The sequence below is a fragment of the Bordetella genomosp. 10 genome, from assembly GCF_002261225.1.
GTDB lineage: Bacteria > Pseudomonadota > Gammaproteobacteria > Burkholderiales > Burkholderiaceae_B > Bordetella_C.
The window spans coordinates 1021487-1045199 of sequence record NZ_NEVM01000005.1 but is presented as its reverse complement, the minus strand read 5'-3'; the positions used below and the strand labels follow the sequence as shown (position 1 = coordinate 1045199).

Below are 23713 nucleotides of genomic sequence, written 5' to 3'. Positions count from 1 at the left end.
ACAGCGTGGCCAATACCCCAACCCGGGTCGACGGCGCGCAGGCGATTGCGCGCGCCATGCGCGTCCTGCGCGCCGTGGCGCGCACGGCGCAGGACGGCGCCGGCCTGCTGGCCCTGACGCGGGACACCGGCCTGAACAAGCCCACCGTGCATCGCCTGCTTTCGGCGCTGGTGGCCGAAGGCATGCTGGAGCAGGACGCGGGCACGCGCCGCTACTTTCTCGGCCCCGAATGCCACGTCATGGGTAATATCGCGGCGCAGCGCCATGGCCTGGGCCGGCTGGCCGCCGACACCGTCGCCGGCCTCGCGCACGACTGCGGCGACTCCGCCTTCTTTTCGATCCGCCGCCACGTCTTCGCGGTCTGCGTGCTGCGCGTGGATGGCGACTATCCCCTCAAGACCCATGCCTTGCGGCCCGGCGACCGCCATCCGCTGGGCGTGGGCGCCGGCAGCCTGGCGATGCTGGCGGCGCTGCCCGACGACGAAGTGCGGCAATGCCTGGAAGCGAACGAGGCCCTGATCGAACAGCGCTATCCCAATTATTCGCTGCCCTTGCTATGGTCCCAGGTGAAGGAAGCGCGCGCGCAGGGCTACGCGGCCAACCGCGGCCTGATCGTGCCGGGTTCCTGGGGCATCGGCGTGCCCGTGCGCGGCCCCGACGGCCAGGTGGCCGGCGCGCTCAGCATCGCGGCCATCGAGAGCCGGCTGGACGAGGAGCGGCAATTCCAGTTGGCCAAGCAGTTGTCCCGGGAAGCGAAAAAGCTGGAGGCCCTGGCCGAGGGCGCGAGCACGCCGCGCAAGGATGCGCCCGCGCGCCGCACCGTGTAGAACCCTTGAGCAAGAATGAACCATGGAGGAGATGAACCATGCCTGATCGCGCCGTCATCGTGGGGTGGTCCCACATTCCGTTCGGCAAATTGGACGACCCGGATACCGAGAGCCTGATGGCCCGCGTATCGCTGCAAGCCCTGGAGCACGCTGGCGTTGCCAGCGACGCCGTCGACGGCATCTACGTCGGCGTCATGAACAGCGGTTTCCAGAAACAGGATTTCCAGGGCGCCCTGGTCGCGCTGGCGGATCCGCGCCTGGCCTACGTGCCGGCCAATCGCCTGGAAAACGCCTGCGCCACCGGCTCGGCGGCGCTCTACGCCGCCATGGATTTCATCGAGGCCGGCCGCGGCCGCGTCGCGCTGGTGGTGGGCGCCGAGAAAATGACCTCGCGGCCCGGGCGCGAAATCGGCGATATCCTGCTCAACGCCAGCTACCGGCGCGAGGAAGCCGATATCGAGGGCGGCTTCGCGGGCGTGTTCGGCCGCATCGCCCAGACCTATTTCGACCGTTACGGCGACCGTTCGGAAGAGCTGGCGCGCATCGCCGCCAAGAACCACCGCAACGGCGTCGCCAATCCCTATGCGCAGATCCGCAAGGACCTGGGCGTGGACTTCTGCAACACCGTTTCCGAAAAGAATCCTTATGTCGCGCCGCCCCTGCGGCGCACGGATTGTTCGCTGGTGTCGGACGGCGCGGCCGCGCTGGTCCTGGCGTCCAGCGACGTGGCGGCGGGCCTGGCGCGCGCCGTGGGCTTTCGCGCGCGCCGGCAGGTCAACGACATCCTGCCGCTCAGCCGGCGCGATCCCATCGCGTTCGAGGGCGCGGCGCGGGCCTGGCGCGGCGCCCTGGCCGACGCGGGCCTGACGCTGGACGACCTGGACCTGGTCGAAACCCACGACTGCTTCACCATCGCCGAACTCATCGAATACGAGGCCATGGGCCTGACCGCGCCCGGCGAAGGCTACAAGGCCGTGCGCGAAGGCTGGACCGAGAAGGGCGGCAGGCTGCCCGTGAATCCGTCCGGCGGGCTCAAGGCCAAGGGGCATCCCGTCGGCGCCACCGGCGTGTCCATGCACGTCATGGCCTGCATGCAGTTGATGCGCGAAGCCGGCGACATGCAGATCCCGGATGCGCGGCTGGCGGGCGTGTTCAACATGGGCGGCGCGGCGGTCGCCAATTACGTCAGCATCCTGGAGCGGCAACGATGAACGGCGTGGGGATGGTGGATAGCAAAGGGGTTGCCCGGTCCGCGGATGCGGTGGACGCCGCGGGCACTGCAAACGCGGTGAACGGGGCGAATGCGGCGAATGCGGCGACGCCGGCGAGCACGACAGCTTCCGCGCCCGCGGGCGGTGTCGCGCCGGTCTCGCGCCGCGTCATGAACCTGGCGTATTGGCTGACCCAGGCCGCGCGCCGCTTTCCGGCGCGGCCCGCCCTGATCCTGGATCGCCGGATCGTCACGTGGCGCACGCTGGATGCCCGGGTCGACGCGCTGGCCCGGCATCTCGCCGGCCGGGGCATAGGCAAGGGCGACCGCGTGCTGGTGCATTCGAAGAACTGCGCGGCCTTCGTCGAGACCATGTTCGCGGCCTTCCGGCTGGGCGCGGTGTGGGTGCCGACCAACTTCCGCATCGCGCCGGACGAGGCGGCCTACCTGGCGCAGGCCTCGGGCGCGCGCGCGGTCATCTGCCATGCGGATTTCCCCGGCCACGCGCGGGCCATGGCCGAGGCGCTGCCGGGGCTGGAGGTGCTGTTGCGCATCGGCCCCGGCGATTTCGGCCTGGGCGAGACGGCATATGCCGACGACGCCGCGAACGATGCCACGGATACCGCCACTGATGCCACGGCTGATGCCGCCACGGCCGTATCCCAATCCACGACCCCGGCTCCGTTCCGCAACGCCGACGTCGAATACGACGACCCCTGCTGGTTCTTCTTCACCTCCGGCACCACCGGGCGTCCCAAGGCCGGCGTGCTGACCCATGGGCAGATGGGCTTCGTCATCACCAACCACCTGTGCGACCTCATGCCGGGGACCACGGAAAACGACGTCAGCATGGCCGTGGCGCCGCTGTCGCACGGCGCCGGCATTCATCTGCTGACCCAGGTGGCGCGCGCGGCCGCCACGGTGTTGCCGCCGGACGGCCGCTTCGACGCCGACAGGCTGTGGCGGCTGGTGAGCGAGCACCGCGTCACCAACATGTTCACGGTGCCGACCATCGTCAAGATGCTGGTGGAGCATCCCGCCGTGGACGCGCACGACCACGGGTCGCTGCGCTACGTCATCTATGCCGGCGCGCCCATGTATCGCGAGGACCAGAAGCGCGCGCTGGAAAAGCTGGGACCGGTGCTGGTCCAGTATTTCGGCCTGGGCGAGGTCACCGGCAACATCACCGTCCTGCCGCCTGCCCTGCACCGGATACAGGACGACGCCGCCGCCCGCGTCGGCACCTGCGGCTACGCGCGCACGGCCATGCAGGTTTCCATCCAGGACGAGGACGGCAACGAGGTGGCGCCGGGCGAGCAGGGCGAGATATGCGTGTGCGGCCCCGCGGTCTTCGCCGGCTACTACAACAATCCCGAGGCCAACGCCAAGGCCTTCCGCAACGGCTGGTTCCGCACCGGCGACCTCGGCCATATGGACGCGGAGGGCTTCGTCTACATCACCGGCCGCGCGTCGGACATGTACATCTCCGGCGGCTCCAACGTCTATCCGCGCGAGATCGAGGAAAAGGTGCTGGCGCATCCCGCCGTGGCGGAAGTCGCGGTGGTGGGCGTGCCCGATCCCACCTGGGGCGAGGTCGGCATCATGGTGTGCGTGCCGCGCCCCGGCCAGGCCATCGACGAAACCGCCATGATGGGTTGGCTGGAAGGCTGCCTGGCGCGCTACAAGCTGCCGCGCCGGGTCTTCTTCTGGGACGCGCTGCCGCGCTCCGGCTACGGCAAGATCACCAAGACGCTGGTGCGCGAGGCCTTGCGCGAACGGGGGTGCCTGTCATGAAGACCGTTTCCGCGAACCATTCGGCGTCCCGCGAGGATGAGCTGCCGCCCGTGCGCATGCTGCGGCATCCGGGACCCATGCCGGCCACGCGCTGGACCAGCGTGGAGAATCCCGGCGCGCCGGCCTTGCGGCTGGCGCTGCCGGCGGGCAGCACCCTGTACGAGGCGCTGGTCCCGGTCCTGCGCGAACGCGGCGTGACGGCGTGCGCCATCAATCTGCTGGACGGGCACTTCACCCGCGGCGCGTATTGCCTGGCCCGTCCCATGCCGGACATCGCGCAGGTCATCGCCTATACCTCGCCCATCATGGTGGGCAGGGACCTGCGCCTGATCGGCGCGGGCGCCACCCTGGGCGAGGACGAGCGCGGCGCGCCGCTGCTGCATTGCCATGGTTTGCTGGTCGACGCGGAGGGGCGCCTGATCGGCGGCCATCTGCTGACCGAACAATGCGTGATCGGTCCGGGCGGCTGCGTCGCCTACGTTCACGTCCTGGGATCCACGCGGCTTACCCGCCGCTACGATCCTCACATCCAGCTCGCGGTGTTCCAACCGGAACCGAAGGGAGATCCCCATGCCGACCATTGAGCATGGCCATACCGGGCGCCTCGTCTATGCGCGCCTGCGGCCGAACGAAGACCTGGTGCAAAGCATCGAGAAACTGTGCCTGGCGCACGGCTTCGCGCGCGCGATGGTGCGCGGCAGCCTGGGCAGCCTGGCGCAGGCCAGCCTGGAAAGCGCGGGCGGCGCCGTGGAAGAGCTGCCGGGCCCGGCGGTGGAGGTGCTGACCTTATGCGGGGAGGTGGCGCTGGATGCCGGCGGCGCGGCCGTGGCGCGCCTGAGCGGCATCGTCGTCGATCCCGCCGGCGCCGTGCACGCGGGCCGCTTCGTCTCCGGCCGCAATCCGGTCTGCATGACCTTCGAGGCCGTGCTGGAGGAATGGGTGGGGGAATAGCGCAAGACGCGCCGGCGCCGCCTCAGTCCAGGGCGGCGACCAGCGCGGACAGCGCGTCGGCGCAGGGCTGTTCGACTTTCAGCGCGAGCATGGCGTCGGCCCGCGTCCTGCCCAGGTTGACCGCGGCGATGGGCAGGCCGGCGCGCGAGGCCGCCGCGACGAAGCGGTAGCCCGAATAGACCATCAGCGACGAGCCGACGACCAGCACCGCGCTGGAGCGGTCCAGCGCGGCATTGGCGCGTTCCACGCGATCGCGCGGCACGGTCTCGCCGAAGAACACGACGTCGGGCTTCAGGATGCCGCCGCACACCGGACAGGGCGGCACCTGGAAACGGGAAAAATCCTCGTGCTCCAGATCCGCGTCGCCATCCGGCGCGTCTTCCGCGTGCAGGTGCAGCCAGCCGGGATTGGCCTCTTCCAGCCATTGCTGCATCTGCCGGCGCGGCAGCAGATGGCCGCATTGCGTGCAGACCACGCGGTCCATGCGTCCGTGCAGGTCGACGACTTCGCGCGCGCCGGCGGCCTCGTGCAGGCCATCGACGTTCTGCGTGACCAGCAGGGTGTAGCGTCCCTGCCGCTCCATGGCCGCCAGCGCCCGGTGCGCCGCGTTGGGCGCGGCGTGGCCGAACGCGCGCCACCCTATCATGCCGCGCGCCCAGTAGCGCGACCGCGCCACCGTGTCGTCCATGAACGTGCGGTACTGGATGGGCGGACGCCGCTTCCAGGCGCCTTCGTCGTCGCGGTAGTCGGGGATGCCCGAGCCGGTGCTGCAGCCCGCGCCCGTGAGCACGAACAGGCGCGGATGCGCCGCCACGAAATCGCGCAGGGCCAGTACGTCGCCCGGCATCGCGTTCAGCCGCCGCAGCCGGCGTCGGGCGCGGCGTTGAGCGTGCCGGCCTGCGTCACGTTGCTGCCGGGCGGGACGTCGTGCGTGATCCAGACGTTGCCGCCGATGACCGAGCCGCGGCCGATGGTGGTGCGGCCCAGGATGGTGGCGCCGGCATAGACGACGACGTCGTCCTCCAGGATCGGGTGGCGCGGCAGGCCTTTCTTCAGTTCGCCGTTTTCGCCGGGCGGGAAGCGCTTGGCGCCCAGCGTGACCATCTGGTAGAGGCGCACGCGGTCGCCGATGATGGCCGTCTCGCCGATCACCACGCCGGTGCCGTGGTCGATGAAGAAGCTGCGGCCGATGGTGGCGGCCGGGTGGATGTCGATGCCCGTATCGGCATGCGCGATCTCGGCCACGATGCGCGCCAGCAGCGGCACGCCCAGCTTGTTCAGGACGTGGGCCAGGCGATGATGGATCATGGCGATCACGCCGGGGTAGCACAGCAGCACTTCATCGACGCTGCGCGCGGCCGGGTCGCCCTGGTAGGCGGCGATGACGTCGGCGTCCAGCATGCGGCGCACGGCGGGCAGCGCGGCGCCGAACGCGCGCACGATGTCGCTGGCGCGCTGTTCGATTTCCGCGGCCTCGGGGCGGCGATGGCGCTCCATGTAGTTCAGCTCCAGCCGCACCTGGTGCATCAGGGCGTCGAGCGCCGCGCCTATGGTGTGGCCGACATAGAAGTCCTCGGTTTCCTCGCGCAGGTCGATGGGGCCCAGGCGCATGGGAAAGAGGGCGCCGCAGAGGTCCTTGATGATCTGGCGCAGGCTTTCCTGCGAGGGAAATTCGCGCCCGCCGCTATGGTCGCGGCGCAGCCGGCCCAGCGGTTCGCGCCATTCGGTGCGCACGGTGCGCAGTTCGGCGACGATGTCGCCCAGGTTCCAGGTGATGGCCTTGGGATTCATGGGGGCATTCATGGCGGTCGCTTGAAACTCGATAGATAAGGATATTCCCGTAGTTGTAACCCGTTCGCAGGCGCTTTGCAGGCAATGCCCGCGCGGGGGACAGGGTGACAGGAAGGGGCGCGGGCGCTCAGGCTTCCGGCGCTCGGGCCTCCGGCGCGGCTTCTTCCAAAAGGGCCTGGCGCGCCACCTTCCAACTGCCGGCGTCGGGCGCGTAGAGCAGGCCGCCCGAGCGGTGCGTGGGCTTGTAGGGCGAGCCGTCGAAATGGGCGCAATAGCCGCCCGCTTCATGGTGCAGCAGCCAGCCCGCCACGTGGTCCCAGGGCATGATCTGGCCGTACAGCAGGACGTGGGCGTGGCCGCCGGCGATCATGCGGTATTCGTGCGCCGAGCAATGCAGGGTATTGGCCAGGGCCAGGCGCGCCATGTTCCGATGGACGATGCCGCGCAGCGGCGGCTCCAGGTGCTGGGTGGCGATCAGCCCGACCATCTCCTCGACGGGCACCGGCGCGGCCACGGCCAGCGGCGTCTGCCGGCCTTGCGCGTCTTCCAGCCAGGCGCCCTCGCCGCGCAGGGCCATGGCCCTGTCGCGGCCCATGGGGTCGTAGATGACGCCGGCCACGATCTCGCCGCGGCTGACCACGCCCACCATGACGCCGAACAAGGGCAGGCCGGCGACGTAGTTGCGCGTGCCGTCTATCGGATCGATGACGAAGGCCAGCTCGGCGTCTATCCACACGTTGAGCAGCGCGGGATTGCGCGAACAGGCTTCCTCGCCGAGGATGACCGCGCCGGGATACAGGCGTCCCAGGCGCTCGCCGATGAACCGCTCGGCGGCTTCGTCGGCGTCGGTGACGAGGTCCTGGGGCGAGCTCTTGGCGCGCACCGCATCGGCGGCAAGATGGCGGAAACGCGGCAGGATTTCCGCGTCGGCGGCCTCGGCCAGGATGGCGGCCACGCGTCGGATTTCCTCGCGGCTGAACGTTCGGATCATGGGTTTCTCGGCTTGGGCGAACCGAAATCTAGCATGAACCTTCCGTCCCCGGCGTGTCCGACGTTGCCTGGGCAGCGCGCGGGCGCGGTTGGCGCCGCGCTTGCCCGCCAGGTCCAAGTCCTTGACGCAAAAGGGATTTGACCGTCTTGCCAGACGACTATCCCAAGGGTTGTCCACAAAAACTGGGGATAAGTCGGGGCCGGGGACGGAGTGGTGGTTCAGGACATCAGGGGATCAGTCCGCCCGCCATGAAGCCGCCGTCGACGCTGATGGTCTGTCCCGTGACGAAGCCCGAGCGGTCGTCGTCGAGCAGCCAGGCCACCGTGCCGCATAGCTCCTCCGGCGCGGCGTAGCGCTTCTGCGGGACCGCGGCGATCCAGCGGGAGCGCGCCGCGTCGGTATGCATGCGGCTGACCAGCGGCGTCTCGATGGGACCAGGCGCCACGCCGTTGACGCGGATGCCCAGCTCCGCCAGTTCGACGGCCATGACCTGGGTCAGCGTCACCACGCCGCCCTTGGAGGCGCCGTAGGCGGCGCGTCCCAGGTTGCCGCGCAGGCCCGACACCGAGGCGACGTTGACGATGGCGCCGCGGCGGCGCTCGCGCATGCGCAGCGCGGCGTGCCGTCCGGCGACGAAGGTCCCCACCAGGTTCACTTCCAGGATCTGGCGCAACAGCGCGGTATCGGTTTCGAGAAAGGGCACGTCGCGTCCGATGCCGGCCGAGTTCACCAGGCCCGCCAGGGGACCGAAGCTGCGTTCGCAGTCATCCAGGGCCGCGGCCACGTCGTCGTCGCTGGTGACGTCCAGGCGGACGCAGCGCGCGCGTCCGTCGGGCAGGTCGGCGCGCGCCGCCTCCAGCGCTTCGGGCGAGCGGTCGGCGATCAATACCTTCCAGCCTTCGTCCAACAGGCCGCGCGCCACCGCCAGGCCGATGCCCGATGCACCGCCCGTGACCATGACCACTCCATCGGTGTAATCCATGTCTTGTCTCCTCCTTATGACGCTGTGTACGCTATGGCCCTCGTCGCGCCGCCCCCGAGGCGCCACGCCAGCCAGGCAATGTTCGAATGATGGTTTGCAATGACAAGTGATAAAGTCCACCGGCCCGGCGATCCGGGAGATCCGGAGGAATTGCTCGCCCGTATGATCTAATAATTCGGCCGTCCGCGCTCGTGATAAAACGCGTCGCCGCCGCTTTTTTTACGAAGCGGCGGCGCGCGAGGCAGGACGGTCCACGAGATGGTCCACAAGAAAGAATTCGGCGCTCATGTACGCCGGGCCCGTTCCGCTTCCACTTCGACGAAGCGGACGAGTCGACAACCAGAGACAGGAGACAACATGGATTTGACCCGACGCAAATTGATGGGTGCGGTCGCCGGCGGCGGCGCCGCCCTGGCGCTGGCGCCGGTGGGCCGCGCGCTGGCGGCCCCGGAGTTTCGCTACAAGTACGCGAACAACCTGCCGCCCTCGCATCCCATGAATGTGCGCGCGCGCGAAGCCGCGGCCAATATCTTGCGCGATACCAACGGCCGTTTCGAGCTGGCGATCTTCCCCAGCAGCCAGTTGGGATCGGATACCGACACCTTGAGCCAGTTGCGCTCGGGGGCGGTGGAGTTCTTCACGCTGTCCGGCCTGATACTCTCGACGCTGGTGCCGGCTTCGTCGATCAGCGGCATCGGCTTTGCCTTTCCGAACTACGACGCGGTGTGGAAGGCGATGGACGGCGACCTGGGCGCCTACATCCGCAAGGAGATCGAGGGCAAGGGCCTGGTGGTGATGGACAAGATCTGGGACAGCGGTTTCCGCCAGGTCACCACCAGCAACCGGCCGATCAACGGCCCGGGCGATTTCAAGGACCTGAAGATCCGCGTGCCGGTCAGCCCGCTGTGGACCTCGATGTTCAAGGCGTTGGGCGCGGCGCCGGCGAGCATCAACTTCAACGAGACCTATTCGGCCCTGCAGACCAAGGTGGTGGACGGGCAGGAGAATCCGCTGGCCATCATCCAGACGGCCAAGCTGTACGAGGTGCAGAAATATTGTTCCTTGACCAACCACATGTGGGACGGCTTCTGGTTCCTGTCGAACCGGCGCGCGTGGGAGAAACTGCCCAAGGACGTGCAAGAGGTGGTGGCCAAGCACATCAACGGCGCGGCCATGGGCGTGCGCGCCGACGTGCTGGCCTTGAACAACGACCTGCAGTCGCAGTTGGCCAAGCAGGGGCTGGCGTTCAACACGCCCGAGCCCGGCCCGATCCGTGACGCCTTGCGCCAGGCGGGCTTCTATTCCGAATGGAAGGCCAAGTACGGCGACAAGGCCTGGGGCCTGCTCGAACAGTCGGTCGGCAAGCTCTCATGAGCGCGCCGATGCAGCCGGCGGCCGGCCTTGCCGCCGCCGCCGCCGTGCCCACCGTGGCGCGGCGCCCCTGGGCGGCGGGGCTGGACAGGGGCATCGGCTGGCTGGTGGAAATCCCGGCCGCGATGCTGGTCGTGGCCGAGGTCGTCATCCTCTTTGCCGGCATCGTGGCGCGCTATGTATTGCACACGCCGCTGGTGTGGTCCGACGAACTGGCCTCCATCCTGTTCCTGTGGCTGGCCATGCTGGGCTCGGTAGTGGCCTTCCGGCGCGGCGAGCACATGCGCATGACGGCCTTCGTCAATCGCGCGTCGCCGGCCATGCGGGCCTTCCTCGACATGCTGGCGATCGCCGCCGCGCTGGCCTTCCTGTTGCTGATCGTCGGGCCCGGCTACGAATACGCCTACGAGGAACAGTACGTCACCACGCCGGCACTGGAGATTCCCAATATCTGGCGCGCGGCGGCCTTGCCGGTGGGCACGCTCCTGATGGTCGCGGTGGCGTTGCTGCGCCTGCTCGAACGCGCCGACTGGCAGAGCGCGTTGAAGGCCATCGTGGTGGTGGCGCTGGTGGTCGGCGCGCTCTATCTGCTGCAACCCGTCCTGCAGAACCTGGGCAACTACAACCTGCTGATCTTCTTCGTCGGCGTGGTGGCGGCCTGTGTCTTCGCCGGAGTTCCCATCGCTTTCTGCTTCGGCCTGGCCACGTTCGGCTACCTGGCCCTGACCACCAGCACGCCCATGATGGTGGTGGTGGGACGCATGGACGAGGGCATGTCGCACCTGATCCTGCTGGCCGTGCCGCTGTTCGTCTTCCTCGGCCTGCTGATCGAGATGACCAGCATGGCGCAGCGCATGGTGGCCTTCCTCGCCAGCCTGCTGGGGCACGTGCGCGGCGGCCTGTCCTACGTGCTGATCGGCGCGATGTATCTGGTGTCGGGCATCTCCGGCGCCAAGGCCGCGGACATGGCGGCGGTGGCCCCCGTGCTGTTTCCCGAGATGCGCAAACGCGGCGCGCAGGATGGCGACTTGGTGGCGCTATTGTCGGCCACCGGCGCGCAGACCGAGACCATACCGCCCAGCCTGGTGCTGATCACCATCGGTTCGGTGACCGGCGTGTCGATCACCGCGCTGTTCACCGGCGGCCTGCTGCCCGGGCTGGTGCTGGCGCTGATGCTGTGCGTGGTGGTGTGGCGGCGCAGCCGGCGCCAGGAACGCGCGCCGGAGGGCCGCGCGAGCGGCGCCGAAATCCTGCGCACGCTGGTGATCGCCTTGCCGGCGCTGGCCTTGCCTTTCGTCATCCGCGCCGCGGTGGTGGAGGGCGTGGCCACGGCCACCGAGGTGTCGACCATCGGCATCGTGTATTCGATACTGATCGGCCTGCTGGTCTACCGCCGCTTCGACTGGAGGCGCCTGTGGCCCATGCTGGTCGACACCGCCTGCCTGTCGGGATCCATCCTGCTGATCATCGGCGCCGCCACGGGCATGGCCTGGGCGCTGACGCAGTCCGGCTTCTCCAGCCAGTTGGCGCAACTGATGGCGGGACTGCCCGGCGGCGCGGCCACCTTCATGGCGGTGTCGATCGTCGCCTTCGTCATCCTGGGCAGCGTGCTGGAAGGCATTCCGGCCATCGTGCTGTTCGGGCCGCTGCTGTTCCCGATCGCGCAGCAGATGGGCATCCACGAAGTGCACTATGCCATGGTGGTGATCCTGGCGATGGGCATCGGCCTGTTCGCGCCGCCCTTCGGCGTGGGCTACTACGCGGCCTGCGCCATCGGCCGGGTCTCGCCCGACCGCGGCATGCGCGCCATCGTGGGATACCTGGTATCCATCGCCCTGGGGCTGATCATCGTGGCCGCCGTTCCCTGGCTGTCCATCGGCTTCCTCCGCTAGGCCCACGCCCGGAAGGCCCGCGCCCGGCGCGAGTTTGTAAACGGCAGTAAAGCGCTACGCGCCGTCCCCTTTTTATCGCAGGAGGGGACGGCGCCGCGCGCGCCGCGCCGCCCGTTTCACCGAAAACCACTCCGCAGTCTTTTGTCACGCCCCTGCCATATCGCCGCAGGGGGCGGCTGTCATCATGCCGGGATGGCAAGGGCCGTCGGCGGGACGGCAGCGGGACGGCAGCGGGACGCAGCGGGGGGCGCGATGAAGGTCTTGTACACCAACTTCCACACCAGCAGGGGGACCGGCGGGCACACCAGCTACGTGCTGAGCCTGGCGCGCGCGCTGGCGCGCCGCCACGAGGTCCTGGTCGCGGCGCCGCCGGGCAGCGCCCTGCATCGGCGCGCCGGCGAAGTGCCGGGCGTGCGGGTGTATGCCCAGTCCTTTCCGAACCGCTTCTATCGCCTGTTCCAGGCCGCCTTGCGCCTGCGCGGCGTGATCGCGCGCGAGCGGGTGGAGCTGGTGCACGTGAACGGATCGGCCGACCACCGCCTGGCCATCCTGGCGACGCTGGGCATGGGCGCGCAGCGTCCGCGCATCGTCTTCACCAAGCACAACGACCGTCCCATCTCCCGCTTCGGCGGCTGGCTGCGCGCCAGCTTCGGCACGGACCACGCCATCGGCGTCTGCGATTTCGCCTGCCGCATGCTGGCGGACAGCCCGTACCAACGCTGCCCGCTCAGCACCATCGGCAACGGCGTGGACACGCGCTATTTCGCGCCGGACGCGCCGGGCGGCGAGGCGGGCGCCTTGCGCGCGCGGCTGCTGCGCCGGCCGGGCCGCCGCTTCCTGCTGGGCAGCAATGCCGGCACCGACGACTACAAGGGATGGCTGGACATGGTCGAGGCCGTGTCGCGCCTGCCGCCGGCGCTGCGCGACCAGGTGCAGATCGCCCTGGCCGGCGCGCCCCTGTCCGACATCCAGCGCGCCCGCATCGACGCGCTGGGCATGCGCGAGCACGTCACCTGGGCCGGCAGGCTGGAGGACGTGCGGACCTTCATCGGCGCGCTGGACATGGGTTTCGTGCTTTCCTACCGCGTCGAGACCATCTCCTTCGCCTGCCGCGAAATGATGGCCATGGGCAAGCCCGTGGTCGTCTCTTCCCATGGCGGCCTGCCGGAGAACATCACGCCGTATGTCGACGGCTGGGTGGTGCCGGAGCGCGATGCCGGCCATCTCGCGCGCCTGCTGGAGCATCTGCTGGCGCGGCCGGCCCTGCTGCCCGAGGCGGGCGCGGCCGCGCGCCGCAAGTGCGAGCAATCCTTCCGCCTCGACCGCTTCGTCCAGTTGACGGAGCAGGCCTATGCGCGCGCGCTGGGCCGGGAAGCGCTGGCCTCCCCCGCGCAGGGCGGGCTCGGCGACGCTTCCGCCGCGCGCTGACCGGATTGCGGTCCTCGTCACCTCGCCTGCAATGCCGCGATCAGGCCCTGCGCGTTGCGCATGCCCTGGTCTTCGAAGTTCGTGTTCAACACCACGTGGGTCTCGCGCACGCGGCGCGCGAGTTCGCGGACCTGCCGCGCCAGCTCGGCCAGTTCCTCGGGGGTGTATTCGTACTGGAATCGGCTGGAGGAGGCCGCGCCGCGGCTGTTCCAGGCTTCGGTATTGCGCCCGTGCAGGCGGACGACGGCGAGGTCGTCGCGCGTGGCCTGCCACACCGCCGGCACCGTGTTGTCGTGGCCTTGCGGCGCGTCGACCACGGTATGCGCCGCGCCCAGGCCGCGCAGGAAGTCCAGGGTCGAGGCCCGCGCGGCGGCGCCTTCGTACCAGCCGGCGTGGCGCAGCTCCACGGCGGCGACCAGGTCTTCCTCCATGTGCGCGGCGCAATCCTGTATGCGCAGCATGCCGCGCCGGTCGGGCCGGATCCAGGGCGGGAACTGGAAATGCACGGCGCCCAGCTTGCCGCTCATGCGCAGGGGATCGAGCGCGATCAGGAAACGGCGCCAGGTCTCCTCGCGGATCTCCGCCGGAAGCTGGTCCGCGTACACCACCGTATCGGGATCGGCGGGCGGCAGTTCGCGCCGCAGGTCGGGATCGAGCGCGCGCAGCGGCGTCTGGTGCCCGGTGAACAGGCGGAAGGACTTGATGTTGAAAACGAAATCCGCCGGCGTGCGCTCGGCCCAGGCCTGTGCCTGGCGCGGGTCGGGCAGGGCATAGTAGGACGCGTCGATCTCGGCCAGCGGGAAGCGCGCGGCGTAGTAGCGCAGGCGCCCGGCGGCGTCGTCGCGCAGCGCGGGCGGATAGAAGCGGCCGCAAGCCAGCAAGGTCCTGTCCGTCCAGGACGCGGTGCCTACCCGTATTGACATCGTCGCCGTCCGCTCCCGCCGCCGTCCGTCAGGCGCTCGCGCGATAGCGGTCGTGCAGGCCGCGGATCTGGTCGTGATGGCGCATCAGGCTGGTGTACTGGCGTTGGATCAGGTCGCGGATGTCCTCCGGCAGCGGCTCGCGCAGGGCGTCGGCGTAGTGGCCCTTGGCGATGTCCTCGCCGCGTTCGCATTCCTGCAGGATGTCGGCGTCGCTGCGCGAGGCGATGGCCGCCTTGAGATGGACCCATCCGCGATGCACGGCGGCGGTCACGTGGCCGCCGGTTTCCGGCGTGCCGCCCAGCCGGCTGACCAGGGCCTGCAGTTCCTCGGCGTTCCTGCCGCACGCCTCGGCCCGCTCCTGGAACAAGGTGCGCAGGTCGGGATCCTGGGTGTCCTGGGCGGCGGCGAGAAAGCCTTTCTCACCGTCCTTGGACGTCTCGACGAGATCATTGAGCAGTTTGACGATACGGTCGGCCATGGAAGTCTCCTTGTCCGGATGCCGCGGGGTCCGCGATGCATGGCGCCGCCCCGCCGAGGCCATGCTGCCAGAAACCCTGTTTTCAGGGGTCAAGCTTTCAGACGGCAGGCTTTCAAAGGTCAAGCTTTCAACAAGTTGCAAGCGACGTTCCCGGGTATTGTTACCGTCGTCTGGATGTATATCCAGTATTATGCCTGCTGTCCGCCCCCCGCGTCCTTGCATTCTCCGCCTTTCATTCCGGCCTTCGTTCAGCATCTGGCGTTCGCCCGCCCTGGCTTCTCCTTTCATCTTCCCCTTTCCGCATGTCCGAGTCCTCCCCGCCCGCCGACGCCACGCCGCCCCATCCCCTGGACGGGCTCAACCCGCAACAGCGCGCGGCGGCCGAGCATGGCGCCGGCGCCGAGCCCGCCGGCCCCTTGCTGGTGATCGCCGGGGCCGGCTCGGGCAAGACCAGCACGCTGGCGCACCGGGTGGCGAATCTGATCCTGCACGGCGCCGACCCGCAACGGATACTGCTGCTGACGTTCTCGCGCCGCGCCGCCGTCGAGATGGAACGGCGCGTCGGTTCGGTATTGCGCAAGGTCATGAACATGCGGGCCGGGCAGACGCCGCCCTCGCTGCCCTGGGCCGGCACCTTCCACGGCATCGGCGCGCGCCTGCTGCGGGATTGCGCCGGCCGCATCGGCCTGTCCGAGAGCTTCACCATCCACGACCGCGGCGATTCCGAGGACATGATGGGCATCCTGCGCCACGAACTCGGCTACAGCGCCACGGAGTCGCGCTTCCCGCTGAAGGGAACCTGCCTGTCGATCTATTCGCGGGTGGTCAATAGCCAGGCGCCCCTGGGCGAGGTGCTGCAGCAGGCCTTTCCCTGGTGCGCGCAATGGGAAGACGCGCTCAAGCGCCTGTTCCGCGCCTACGTCGAGGCCAAGCAGGACCAGCAGGTCCTGGACTACGACGACCTGCTGCTGTACTGGGCCGAGATGCTGGGCCACGAGGCCATCGCCGCCGACGTCGGCGGCCGCTTCGACCACATCCTGGTCGACGAATACCAGGACACCAACCGCTTGCAATCCGCCATCCTGCTGGCGATGAAGCCGACCGGCCAGGGCCTGGTGGTGGTGGGCGACGACGCGCAGGCCATCTATTCCTTCCGCGCGGCCACGGTGCGCAACATCCTGGATTTTCCCGGCCAGTTCGCGCAGCCCGCGGACGTCATCACGCTGGACCGCAATTACCGCTCGACCCAGCCCATCCTTGACGCGTCCAACGCCGTCATCGGCCTGGCGCGCGAACGCTACGCCAAGAACCTGTGGACCGACCGCGCGTCCTCCAGCAAGCCGCAACTGGTGAGCGTCAGCGACGAAGCCGGCCAGGCGCGCTGGGTGGCCGACCAGGTGCTGGCGCAGCGCGAGGCGGGCGCCGCCCTGAAGTCGCAGGCCGTGCTGTTCCGCGCCTCCGGTCATAGCGCCGCCGTCGAGCTGGAGCTGACGCGGCGCAACATCCCCTTCGTCAAGTTCGGCGGGCTGCGCTTCCTGGAAGCGGCGCATATCAAGGACCTGCTGGCCTTGCTGCGCTGGGCGCAGAATCCGCGCGGGCGGCTGGCGGGTTTTCGCGTGGCGCAGTTGCTGCCCGGCGTCGGGCCCGCCACGGCGGCGCGCCTGCTGGACGACATGGGCCAGGCCCCGGATCCGCAGGCGGCGCTGGCGGCCTTCAAGCCGGGCGCGGCGGCGCGCGACGAATGGGGCGGCCTGGTCCAGGCCTATGCGGATCTCCGCGCGCCGGGCCTGCGCTGGCCCGGCGATCTCGACATCGCCCTGCGCTGGTACGGGCCGCAACTGGAACGGCTCTACGAGGACGCGCGGGTGCGCAAGGCCGACCTGGACCAGTTGGCGCGCATCGCCGCCGGCTATGGCAGCCGCGAGCGTTTCCTCACCGAACTGACGCTGGATCCGCCGGACGCCACCAGCGGCGAATCCGGCGTGCCGCTGCGCGACGAGGACTACATGATCCTGTCGACCATCCACTCGGCCAAGGGCCAGGAATGGAAGTCGGTCTACGTGCTGAACGTGGTGGACGGCTGCATCCCCTCCGACATGAGCACCGGCAGCGCCGAGGAAATCGAGGAAGAGCGCCGGCTGTTGTACGTGGCGATGACGCGGGCCAAGGAAAACCTGCAATTGATCGTGCCGCAGCGCTTCTACGTGCATCAGCAGACGGGCATGGGCGACCGCCATGTCTACGGCTCGCGCACGCGCTTCATCCCCGAGTCCCTGGCGCCGCTGTTCGAGGCCATGCCCAAGGCGCCGCCCTTGCCGCCGCTGCGCGCCCGCGAAAACGCGCCCGTCGCCAGGATAGACGTGGGCGCGCGATTGCGGAAGTTGTTCTAGCGGGCGCCGTTCAACGCTTGGTCTGGCTGCCCGGCTTGAGCTTCCAATCCTTGTCGTCCTTGGGCGTGGAGACCTCGCGGTCGGCCTTCTCGGCGACGCTGGGCGAAATGGGATCGCTGGCCGGAAAGGATTCCTCCACGGCTTCGTCCAGCGCTTCCTGGTAGGTAGGCACCTTGTCTTCCGGCCGCTGGGCGGTGCCTTCATGGCGCCGTTTGCGGGCTTCGGATTCGTGGTCCTTGCGATGGGATTCGGTCATGATCTACCTCCTGTGCCTTGCTGGCATCGTTTTCCGTCACGGGTCCGCGGGCGAGCCTGCCGCGGGCATGCCTCTCGGAAGCATGCTTCCTTTTCGAAGCAAACCGCGTGCCGCGCTTCAATCCCCCGCCGGCGGTTCGGGCGCCATGGGCAGGCCCAGGGCCTGCATCAGCGCGCGCGCATCGCGCGGCGCCATCACTTTCACGTCGTTGTCGAAATAACAGTAGACGTCGCGCGGACCGGCCGACGGAGCGTCGGCTTTCCTTGCGCCGGCGCGCTTCGCATCGTCCGCCAGCCGCGGGCGCGGCCCGGGATGGCCGTCGGCCCAGGCGCGCAGGCGCCGCGCCCATTCGGCGATGGCGCGGCGGCCGTAGCCGCTGCTGTACAGGGCCTTGTCGCCGTGCAGCCTGGCGTAGGCGAAATCGGCGGTGGCGTCTTCCAGCCAGGGCCATTTGCCGGCCGTGTCGGCGGTCACCAGCGCCACGTTGTGCGCCCGCAGCAGGGCGATGAATTCGGGCGTGGCGAAACTCTCATGGCGGATTTCCACGGCATGCCGCAGGGGACGGCGCGGACCGGCGCGGGGAATGCCGATCTGCCTGACTTGCGGGCCGTGGCGCCGGGCCAGCCGCGCGGCCGCCTGGGTGTCGCGCGGCAAGAGGTCCAGGAAAGGCTCGAAACGCGCGCGGTCCCAGCGCATGCCCGGCGGAAACTGCCACAGTATGGGCCCCAGCTTCTCGCCCAGCTCCAGCACGCCCGACGCGAAGAAATTGCCCAGGGGTTCCTCGATGTCGCGCAGGCGGCGCGTATGCGTGATGTAGCGCGGCCCCTTCACGCTGAAGACGAAGCCGCGCGGCGTGGCGTCGCGCCAGGCGGCAAAGCTGGAGGGACGCTGCAGGGAGTAGAAGGTGCCGTTGATCTCCACGGTGCAGAACTGGTGCGCGGCGTAAGGCAGCTCCTGCGCCTGGGGCAATCCCGGCGGATAGAAACGGCCGCGCCAGGGCGCGTAGCGCCAGCCGGAAATGCCGATGCGCAGAGCAGGGGGAGAGTGGGCGGCCATGGATGCTCCTTCGGATCGAAAAGGGCTGTCAGGGAGGGCCGTCAGGGCGCTGTCAGGGGATGGAACGCCGTCCGACAGCCTTGTGCGCCGCAACTCGTATTCCCGCCGCCATGGCGCCCCATAGTCGATTGAAGGGGGGTACTATCTTCGACCATGATGCAAAGAGAAGACCAGGATTTCCTGTACCCCGAACTCCAGCCGCCGCCGGTGGTGGTGGCGCCGCTCAACCGCGATTTCGACGACCACCATGGCGAAGTCGTGGCGTCGGTCGGTTATACGCAGGGCCGGAGCCCCGCGCGGGTGCCCATCGAGGGACTCTCCGCCTATATCGGCAAGGAAAACAGCCTGCTCTGGATAGGCCTGAAGAATCCGCATCCGGAATTGCTGGCCGAGGTCAGCGACGCCTTGCGGCTGGGGCCCAAGGCGCTGGAGGAAATCGGCGAATCCCACCGCCGGCCCAAGATCATCGACTACGGCCACGTGGTGCTGGTGGTGGCCGTCACGGTGGAAATCGAGGGCGACCGTCCCATGTTCGGCGAAACGCAACTGGTCATCGGCGACGGCTTTCTGCTGACCGTGCGGCGCGGCGCGACCGCCAGCCACAGCGTGGTGCGCGAACGGCTGGAGGCGGCGCCCGACCTGCTGGCGCGCGGCAGCGATTACGTGGCGTCCGAGTTGCTGGACCTGCTGGTCGACCGCTACGTGCAGGCCGCCACGCGCCTGGAAAGCGTGGTGGAGCATGCCGAGCAGAAACTGCTGATACGCGGCGCCAAGGATTCCGATATCCGCAAGCTCTATCGCCAGCGGCGCGACCTGCTGCGCATCCATAACGCCATCGCGCCGCTGGCCGAAATCTGCCGCCGCCTCTCGCGCGTGGAGATGACCGCCATCGACGCCAATGCGCGGCCTTACTTCGGCGAGGTGGCCGACCGCGTGGTGCGCATCGACGAACTGGTGGCCGCCTTGCGCGAGGCGCTGGCCTTCGCCTTCGAAGCCAGCCTGATGATCGGCCAATCGCAGCAGAACGACACCACCCGCCGGCTGGCCTCCTGGGCCGCCATCCTGGCGGTGCCGACCGCCGTGGCCGGCATCTACGGCATGAATTTCGAGCACATGCCGGAATTGAAGTGGGCCTACGGCTATCCCAGTGCGCTGGTGGGCATCGCCGTCGCCTGCGGCCTGCTCTATTGGCGATTCCGCCGCGCCGGCTGGCTATGACGTGAACCATGGGCGTGCCGCGCCGTCCCGGGCGCCGGCATGCCGTGGCATAAGCGTCCCGTTCCTGTCCACGGGGCGCCGCTCGCGGGTAATATTCGCTCCATCGAGAGAGGCCACCGATCGGCCCAGGAGACCGCATCATCGCCCGTTCCAGTCCACGTCGCACGCTTTCGTCCGGCTCGCTGCGCGTCCTGTTCGGCCGCGTGGGCCTGGCCCGGCCGGTTGCCGCGTTGGCCTGCGCGCTGGCCGGCGCCGGCGTCGCCTACCTGTCGGCCCTGCACGCGCCGGCGCGCGTCAACGGCGCCGGCAGCGTGATTTACGAGATCTACGGCCGCGTGGTCAACGTGGCCGACGGCGACACCATCACCCTGCAGACGGACGAGGGCCAGCGCCGCGTCCGCCTGGCCAGCATCGATGCGCCGGAAGTGGGGCATGGGCAGGTCCGGCCGGGCCAGCCTTTCGGCCAGGCGGCGCGCAAGAGCCTGGAGGCCATGGTGGCCGGCAAGACGCTGACGGCGCTGTGCTATGAAAAAGACCAGTATGCCCGCGACGTCTGCGACCTGCCCGGCGAAGGGGGGCATACGGTGAACTGGCAGCAGGTGGAGGCCGGCTATGCCTGGGCCAACACGGCGCGCCACGGCGAATACCTGCGCGACACCTCCTTGCCGGCGGTGGAGCGCAAGGCGCGCGAGCAGCGCAAGGGCCTGTGGGCGCAGGCGGGCGCCATCGCGCCCTGGGAGTGGCGCTACCAATGCTGGAACCAGGGCAAGTGCGCCGCCGGCGCCCCCGCGTCCTCGCCCTAGCATCCTGTCCCGGAGGGCCGGCTACAGTTTGTTATCCTTCCCGCATTGCGTGGACATACTCAGTGGGAAGACCGGATGGCAGGTATGCGATGGAGGGCACGGGCGGCCGGCGCCGGCCCGTGGGCCTGGGTAGCCCGGCTGGCGCTGCTGGGGCTGCTGGCCGGCCTGGCGGCTTGCGGGCGCGAAAGCCCGATCAACAGCCCTTATCCGGCGGGCGCGGAGAAGCAGAATACGCTGTACACCGCGTTCGCCCGCAATTCCCCCAAGTACCTGGACCCGGCCAGTTCCTATTCGGTCGACGAGACGCCCTATACGTACAACGTCTATGAGACCCTGTACGGCTACGACTATCTGCAGCGGCCATACAAGCTGATCCCGCGGGCGGCCGCCAGCATCGATCCGCCGTCCTACCTGGACGCCCAGGGCCGGCCCCTGCCGGCCGACGCGCCCGGCGAAACCATCGCCGAGAGCGTGTACGAGATCCACATCCGGCCGGGCATCCGTTTCCAGCCCCATCCGGCGTTCGCGCGCGAGGCCGACGGCAGCTATACCTACTATCCCCTCAAGCCGGACGAGCTGGAGGGCAAATCCAGCGTCATGGATTTTCCCAAGACGGGCACGCGCGAACTCACGGCCGACGACTACGTCTACGCCTTCCGCCGCCTGGCCAATCCGCGCATCGTTTCCCCCATTTATTCCCTGATGGCCGAGTACGTGGTCGGCATGCAGGCGTACGGCGACCACCTGCGCCAGGTCGACCAGGCGCAGCGGCGCGGGTTCGCGCCCGGCCAGCGGGAACTGCCGTGGATGGACCTGCGCGCCGACGGCTTCGACGGCGTCCAGGCGGTGGATGCCCATACGCTGCGCATCCGCGTCAAGGGCAAATATCCGCAGTTCAAGTATTGGCTGGCGATGACCTTTACCGCGCCCGTCCCCTGGGAGGCGGAACGCTTCTACAGCCAGCCGGGCATGGCTTCCCGCAACCTCTCGCTGAATACCTGGCCGGTGGGCACCGGGCCCTACATGATGGTGGAATCCATCCAGAACCGCCGCCACGTGCTGGCGCGCAATCCCAATTTCCACGGCGAGCCCTATCCCTGCGTGGGCGAGCCGGGCGACCGCGAGGCGGGGCGGCTGGCGGATTGCGGCAAGCCCACTCCCTTCATCGACCGCGTGGTCTTCAACATCGAGAAGGAAACCATTCCCCTGTCGGGAAAATTCATGCAGGGCTATTACGACATTCCCCAGGTCGACCGCGGCGACTACGGCGTGGCCATGCTGGTGGCCGCGGGCGATTCGGCGGAGAAGGCGGAGAAATACCGCGAGCACGGCATCCAGCTACCCACCGCGGTCGAGACCCAGAACTGGTACATGGGCTTCAACTGGAACGACCCGGTGGTGGGCAAGGGCGATACGCCCGAACGGCAGGAACGCAATCGCAAGCTGCGGCAGGCCATCAGCATCGCCTTCGACTGGGAGGAGTACATCGCGATTTTCGAGAACAGCCAGGCCGCGGTGGCCTACGGGCCGGTGCCGCCCGGCGTGCTCGGCTATCACGAGCCGCCCGAGGGCATCAATCCCGTGGTCTATGACGTGGTGGACGGCAAGCCGGTGCGCAAGTCGCTGGCCGTGGCGCGCAAGCTGCTGGCTGAGGCGGGCTATCCGGACGGCCGCGACGCGAAAACGGGCGCGCCGCTGGTGCTGCACTACGACGCCATGACCGGCATGGGCGCCAATCCGATGTTCGACTGGATGCGCCGCCAGCTCGAAAAGCTGGGCATCCAACTGGACGTGCGTTCGACCGACTACAACCGTTTCCAGGACAAGATGCGGCGCGGAGCGGCGCAGATGTTCATGTGGGGATGGAACGCCGATTATCCGGATGCGGAGAACTTCCTGTTCCTGCTGTACGGTCCCAACGCCAAGGCGACCTCGGGCGGCGAGAACGCCGCCAACTACGAGAACCCCGAATTCGACAAGCTGTTCGCGCAGATGAAATACCTGGACGACGGTCCCGAGAAGGAGCGCCTGATCGATCGCATGGTGGCCATCGTCCAGCGCGACGCGCCCTGGATGTTCGGCTATTTTCCCAAGTCGGGCGGGGCGTACCAGCAGTGGGTGGGCAACGCCAAGCCGACCCAGATGGTGCGCAATACCTTGCAGTACATGAAGCTGGACCCGGCCTTGCGCGCGCGCAAGATCCAGGAATGGAACCAGCCGCGCTGGGGGCCGCTGTGGCTGCTGCTGGCGCTGGCCGTGCTGGTCGTCTGGCCGTCCTGGGTGGCCGTGCGCCGCCGCGAAACACAAACGGCTTTCGGCACGCGCGCGGGACAGGCGCCGGCCGCGAGCGGCGCCCGCGGGGAGAACGCGCCATGATCGCCTACATTGTCCGCCGCCTGCTGTACGGGGTGCTGATCCTGATCGGCGTCAATCTCTTCACCTTCGTGCTGTTCTTCGCGGTCAATACGCCCGACGACATGGCGCGCCTGTCGATCGGCGGTCAGCGCATCAGCCAGGACGCCATCGAAAAATGGAAGGTCGAGCGCGGCTACGACAAGCCGCTGTTCTACAACGCCGCGGCGCCGGGCGTGCGCAAGGCGACCGACACCATCTTCTACCAGCGCTCGGTGCCGCTGCTGACCCTGGACTTCGGCCTGTCCGACAACGGCCGCGACATCGGCCGGGAGATCCGCACGCGCATGTGGCCCAGCCTGGCGCTGGCGCTGCCGACCTTCATATTGGGGCTGTACGCCAGCATCGCGTTCGCGCTGATGCTGGTGTTCTTCCGCGCCACGCGCCTGGATTTCTGGGGCGTGGTGCTATGCGTGGTGCTGCTGTCGATCTCCGGCCTGTTCTACATCATCGCGGGGCAGTGGGTGTTTTCCAAGGAGCTGAGGCTGGTGCCGTATTCGGGCTATGCGGGGGGCCTGGACATGGTCAAGTTCCTGGCGCTGCCGGTGCTGGTGGCGGTGATCTCGCGGCTGGGGCCGGAAGCGCGCTTCTACCGGACGCTGTTCCTGGAGGAAATCGGCAAGGACTATGTGCGCACCGCCCGCGCCAAGGGCCTGACCGAGAACGCCGTGCTGTTCCGCCACGTGCTGCGCAACGCCATGCTGCCCATCCTGACCGGCACGATCTCGGCCATTCCGCTGCTGTTCATGGGCAGCCTCATCGCCGAGTCCTTCTTCGGCATCCCGGGCCTGGGCAGCTACACCATCGACGCCATCAACGCGCAGGACTTTTCCATCGTGCGCGCCATGGTGTTCCTGGGTTCGGTGCTGTACATCGTCGGCCTCATCCTGGCCGATATCTCCTATACCTTGGCCGACCCCCGGGTTCGATTCGAGTGAAC

Annotated in this window: 21 protein-coding genes; 13 read left to right on the top strand and 8 right to left on the bottom strand. The window is 68.8% G+C overall.

Translation table 11 applies throughout. From position 1 onward, the window contains the following. Positions 1–5: 5 nt before the first annotated feature. The 5 genes from CAL29_RS20875 (at position 6) to CAL29_RS20855 (ending at position 4782) form a co-directional block, all read left to right on the top strand. A complete protein-coding gene (locus tag CAL29_RS20875) occupies positions 6–827 on the top strand; it encodes an IclR family transcriptional regulator (RefSeq protein WP_256977637.1) in 822 nt (273 codons plus the stop codon). Between the two features lie 38 nt (positions 828–865). Further along, positions 866–2038, top strand: coding sequence for an acetyl-CoA acetyltransferase (locus tag CAL29_RS20870; RefSeq protein ID WP_094854928.1), 1173 nt, complete (start codon positions 866–868; stop codon positions 2036–2038). A gap of 170 nt (positions 2039–2208) precedes the next feature. Then, entirely contained in the window at positions 2209–3831 is a 1623-nt protein-coding gene (locus CAL29_RS20865) for an acyl-CoA synthetase (protein ID WP_373559829.1), read from the top strand. Further along, a complete protein-coding gene (locus CAL29_RS20860) occupies positions 3828–4415 on the top strand; it encodes a PCC domain-containing protein (RefSeq protein WP_094854927.1) in 588 nt (195 codons plus the stop codon). Before CAL29_RS20865 ends, CAL29_RS20860 begins: the two co-directional genes overlap by 4 nt. Further along, a complete protein-coding gene (locus CAL29_RS20855) occupies positions 4402–4782 on the top strand; it encodes a PCC domain-containing protein (RefSeq protein ID WP_094854926.1) in 381 nt (126 codons plus the stop codon). Before CAL29_RS20860 ends, CAL29_RS20855 begins: the two co-directional genes overlap by 14 nt. A 22-nt stretch (positions 4783–4804) precedes the next feature. Here the strand turns inward: CAL29_RS20855 and CAL29_RS20850 are convergent, their stop codons facing one another. The 4 genes from CAL29_RS20850 to CAL29_RS20835 form a co-directional block, all read right to left on the bottom strand. After that, complete coding sequence (locus CAL29_RS20850; RefSeq protein WP_179284247.1) at positions 4805–5638, bottom strand: NAD-dependent protein deacetylase; 834 nt, start codon at positions 5636–5638, stop codon at positions 4805–4807. Beyond that, complete coding sequence (gene epsC / locus CAL29_RS20845; RefSeq protein ID WP_094854924.1) at positions 5635–6585, bottom strand: serine O-acetyltransferase EpsC; 951 nt, start codon at positions 6583–6585, stop codon at positions 5635–5637. The genes CAL29_RS20850 and epsC overlap by 4 nt, the downstream gene beginning before the upstream one ends. A gap of 115 nt (positions 6586–6700) precedes the next feature. Then, complete coding sequence (locus CAL29_RS20840) at positions 6701–7564, bottom strand: inositol monophosphatase family protein (RefSeq protein WP_094854923.1); 864 nt, start codon at positions 7562–7564, stop codon at positions 6701–6703. 226 nt (positions 7565–7790) lie between these two features. Then, positions 7791–8546, bottom strand: a complete 756-nt coding sequence (locus CAL29_RS20835; protein WP_094854922.1) for an SDR family NAD(P)-dependent oxidoreductase — start codon at positions 8544–8546, stop codon at positions 7791–7793. Between the two features lie 357 nt (positions 8547–8903). On the opposite strand from CAL29_RS20835, the gene CAL29_RS20830 reads away from it, so the two are divergent. From CAL29_RS20830 to CAL29_RS20820, 3 genes are all read left to right on the top strand, one after another. Next, positions 8904–9920 (top strand): TRAP transporter substrate-binding protein, encoded by a 1017-nt coding sequence (locus tag CAL29_RS20830; RefSeq protein WP_094854921.1) that lies wholly within the window; start codon positions 8904–8906, stop codon positions 9918–9920. Continuing rightward, positions 9917–11809 carry a TRAP transporter large permease gene (locus tag CAL29_RS20825; protein WP_094854920.1) on the top strand — a complete coding sequence of 631 codons (1893 nt, stop codon included), beginning with the start codon at positions 9917–9919 and terminating at the stop codon, positions 11807–11809. Before CAL29_RS20830 ends, CAL29_RS20825 begins: the two co-directional genes overlap by 4 nt. Positions 11810–12061: 252 nt before the next feature. Next, positions 12062–13237, top strand: a complete 1176-nt coding sequence (locus CAL29_RS20820) for a glycosyltransferase (RefSeq protein WP_094854919.1) — start codon at positions 12062–12064, stop codon at positions 13235–13237. Between the two features lie 17 nt (positions 13238–13254). On the opposite strand, the gene CAL29_RS20815 is transcribed toward CAL29_RS20820, so the two are convergent. Next, entirely contained in the window at positions 13255–14160 is a 906-nt protein-coding gene (locus tag CAL29_RS20815) for a DUF72 domain-containing protein (RefSeq protein WP_094854918.1), read from the bottom strand. Between the two features lie 28 nt (positions 14161–14188). After that, positions 14189–14638, bottom strand: coding sequence for a PA2169 family four-helix-bundle protein (locus CAL29_RS20810; protein ID WP_094854917.1), 450 nt, complete (start codon positions 14636–14638; stop codon positions 14189–14191). A gap of 302 nt (positions 14639–14940) precedes the next feature. Here CAL29_RS20810 and CAL29_RS20805 point away from each other — a divergent pair, with 302 nt between their 5' ends. After that, positions 14941–17028, top strand: coding sequence for an ATP-dependent helicase (locus CAL29_RS20805; protein WP_094854916.1), 2088 nt, complete (start codon positions 14941–14943; stop codon positions 17026–17028). Between the two features lie 10 nt (positions 17029–17038). Here CAL29_RS20805 and CAL29_RS20800 read toward each other — a convergent pair whose 3' ends face one another. Both CAL29_RS20800 and CAL29_RS20795 read right to left on the bottom strand, forming a co-directional pair. Next, a complete protein-coding gene (locus tag CAL29_RS20800; RefSeq protein WP_094854915.1) occupies positions 17039–17284 on the bottom strand; it encodes a hypothetical protein in 246 nt (81 codons plus the stop codon). Between the two features lie 117 nt (positions 17285–17401). Then, positions 17402–18340 (bottom strand): DUF72 domain-containing protein, encoded by a 939-nt coding sequence (locus tag CAL29_RS20795; RefSeq protein WP_094854914.1) that lies wholly within the window; start codon positions 18338–18340, stop codon positions 17402–17404. 153 nt (positions 18341–18493) lie between these two features. Between CAL29_RS20795 and CAL29_RS20790 the strand changes: the two genes are divergently transcribed. The 4 genes from CAL29_RS20790 to CAL29_RS20775 all read left to right on the top strand — a co-directional run bounded on the left by CAL29_RS20790 (position 18494) and on the right by CAL29_RS20775 (position 23711). Then, positions 18494–19558: a magnesium and cobalt transport protein CorA gene (locus tag CAL29_RS20790; protein ID WP_256977636.1), complete on the top strand. Its 1065-nt coding sequence runs from the start codon at positions 18494–18496 to the stop codon at positions 19556–19558. Between the two features lie 203 nt (positions 19559–19761). Continuing rightward, entirely contained in the window at positions 19762–20361 is a 600-nt protein-coding gene (locus tag CAL29_RS20785; protein WP_256977635.1) for a thermonuclease family protein, read from the top strand. 84 nt (positions 20362–20445) lie between these two features. Further along, positions 20446–22737: an ABC transporter substrate-binding protein gene (locus tag CAL29_RS20780; RefSeq protein WP_094854912.1), complete on the top strand. Its 2292-nt coding sequence runs from the start codon at positions 20446–20448 to the stop codon at positions 22735–22737. Then, entirely contained in the window at positions 22734–23711 is a 978-nt protein-coding gene (locus CAL29_RS20775) for an ABC transporter permease (protein ID WP_094854911.1), read from the top strand. Before CAL29_RS20780 ends, CAL29_RS20775 begins: the two co-directional genes overlap by 4 nt. Positions 23712–23713: the final 2 nt, after the last annotated feature.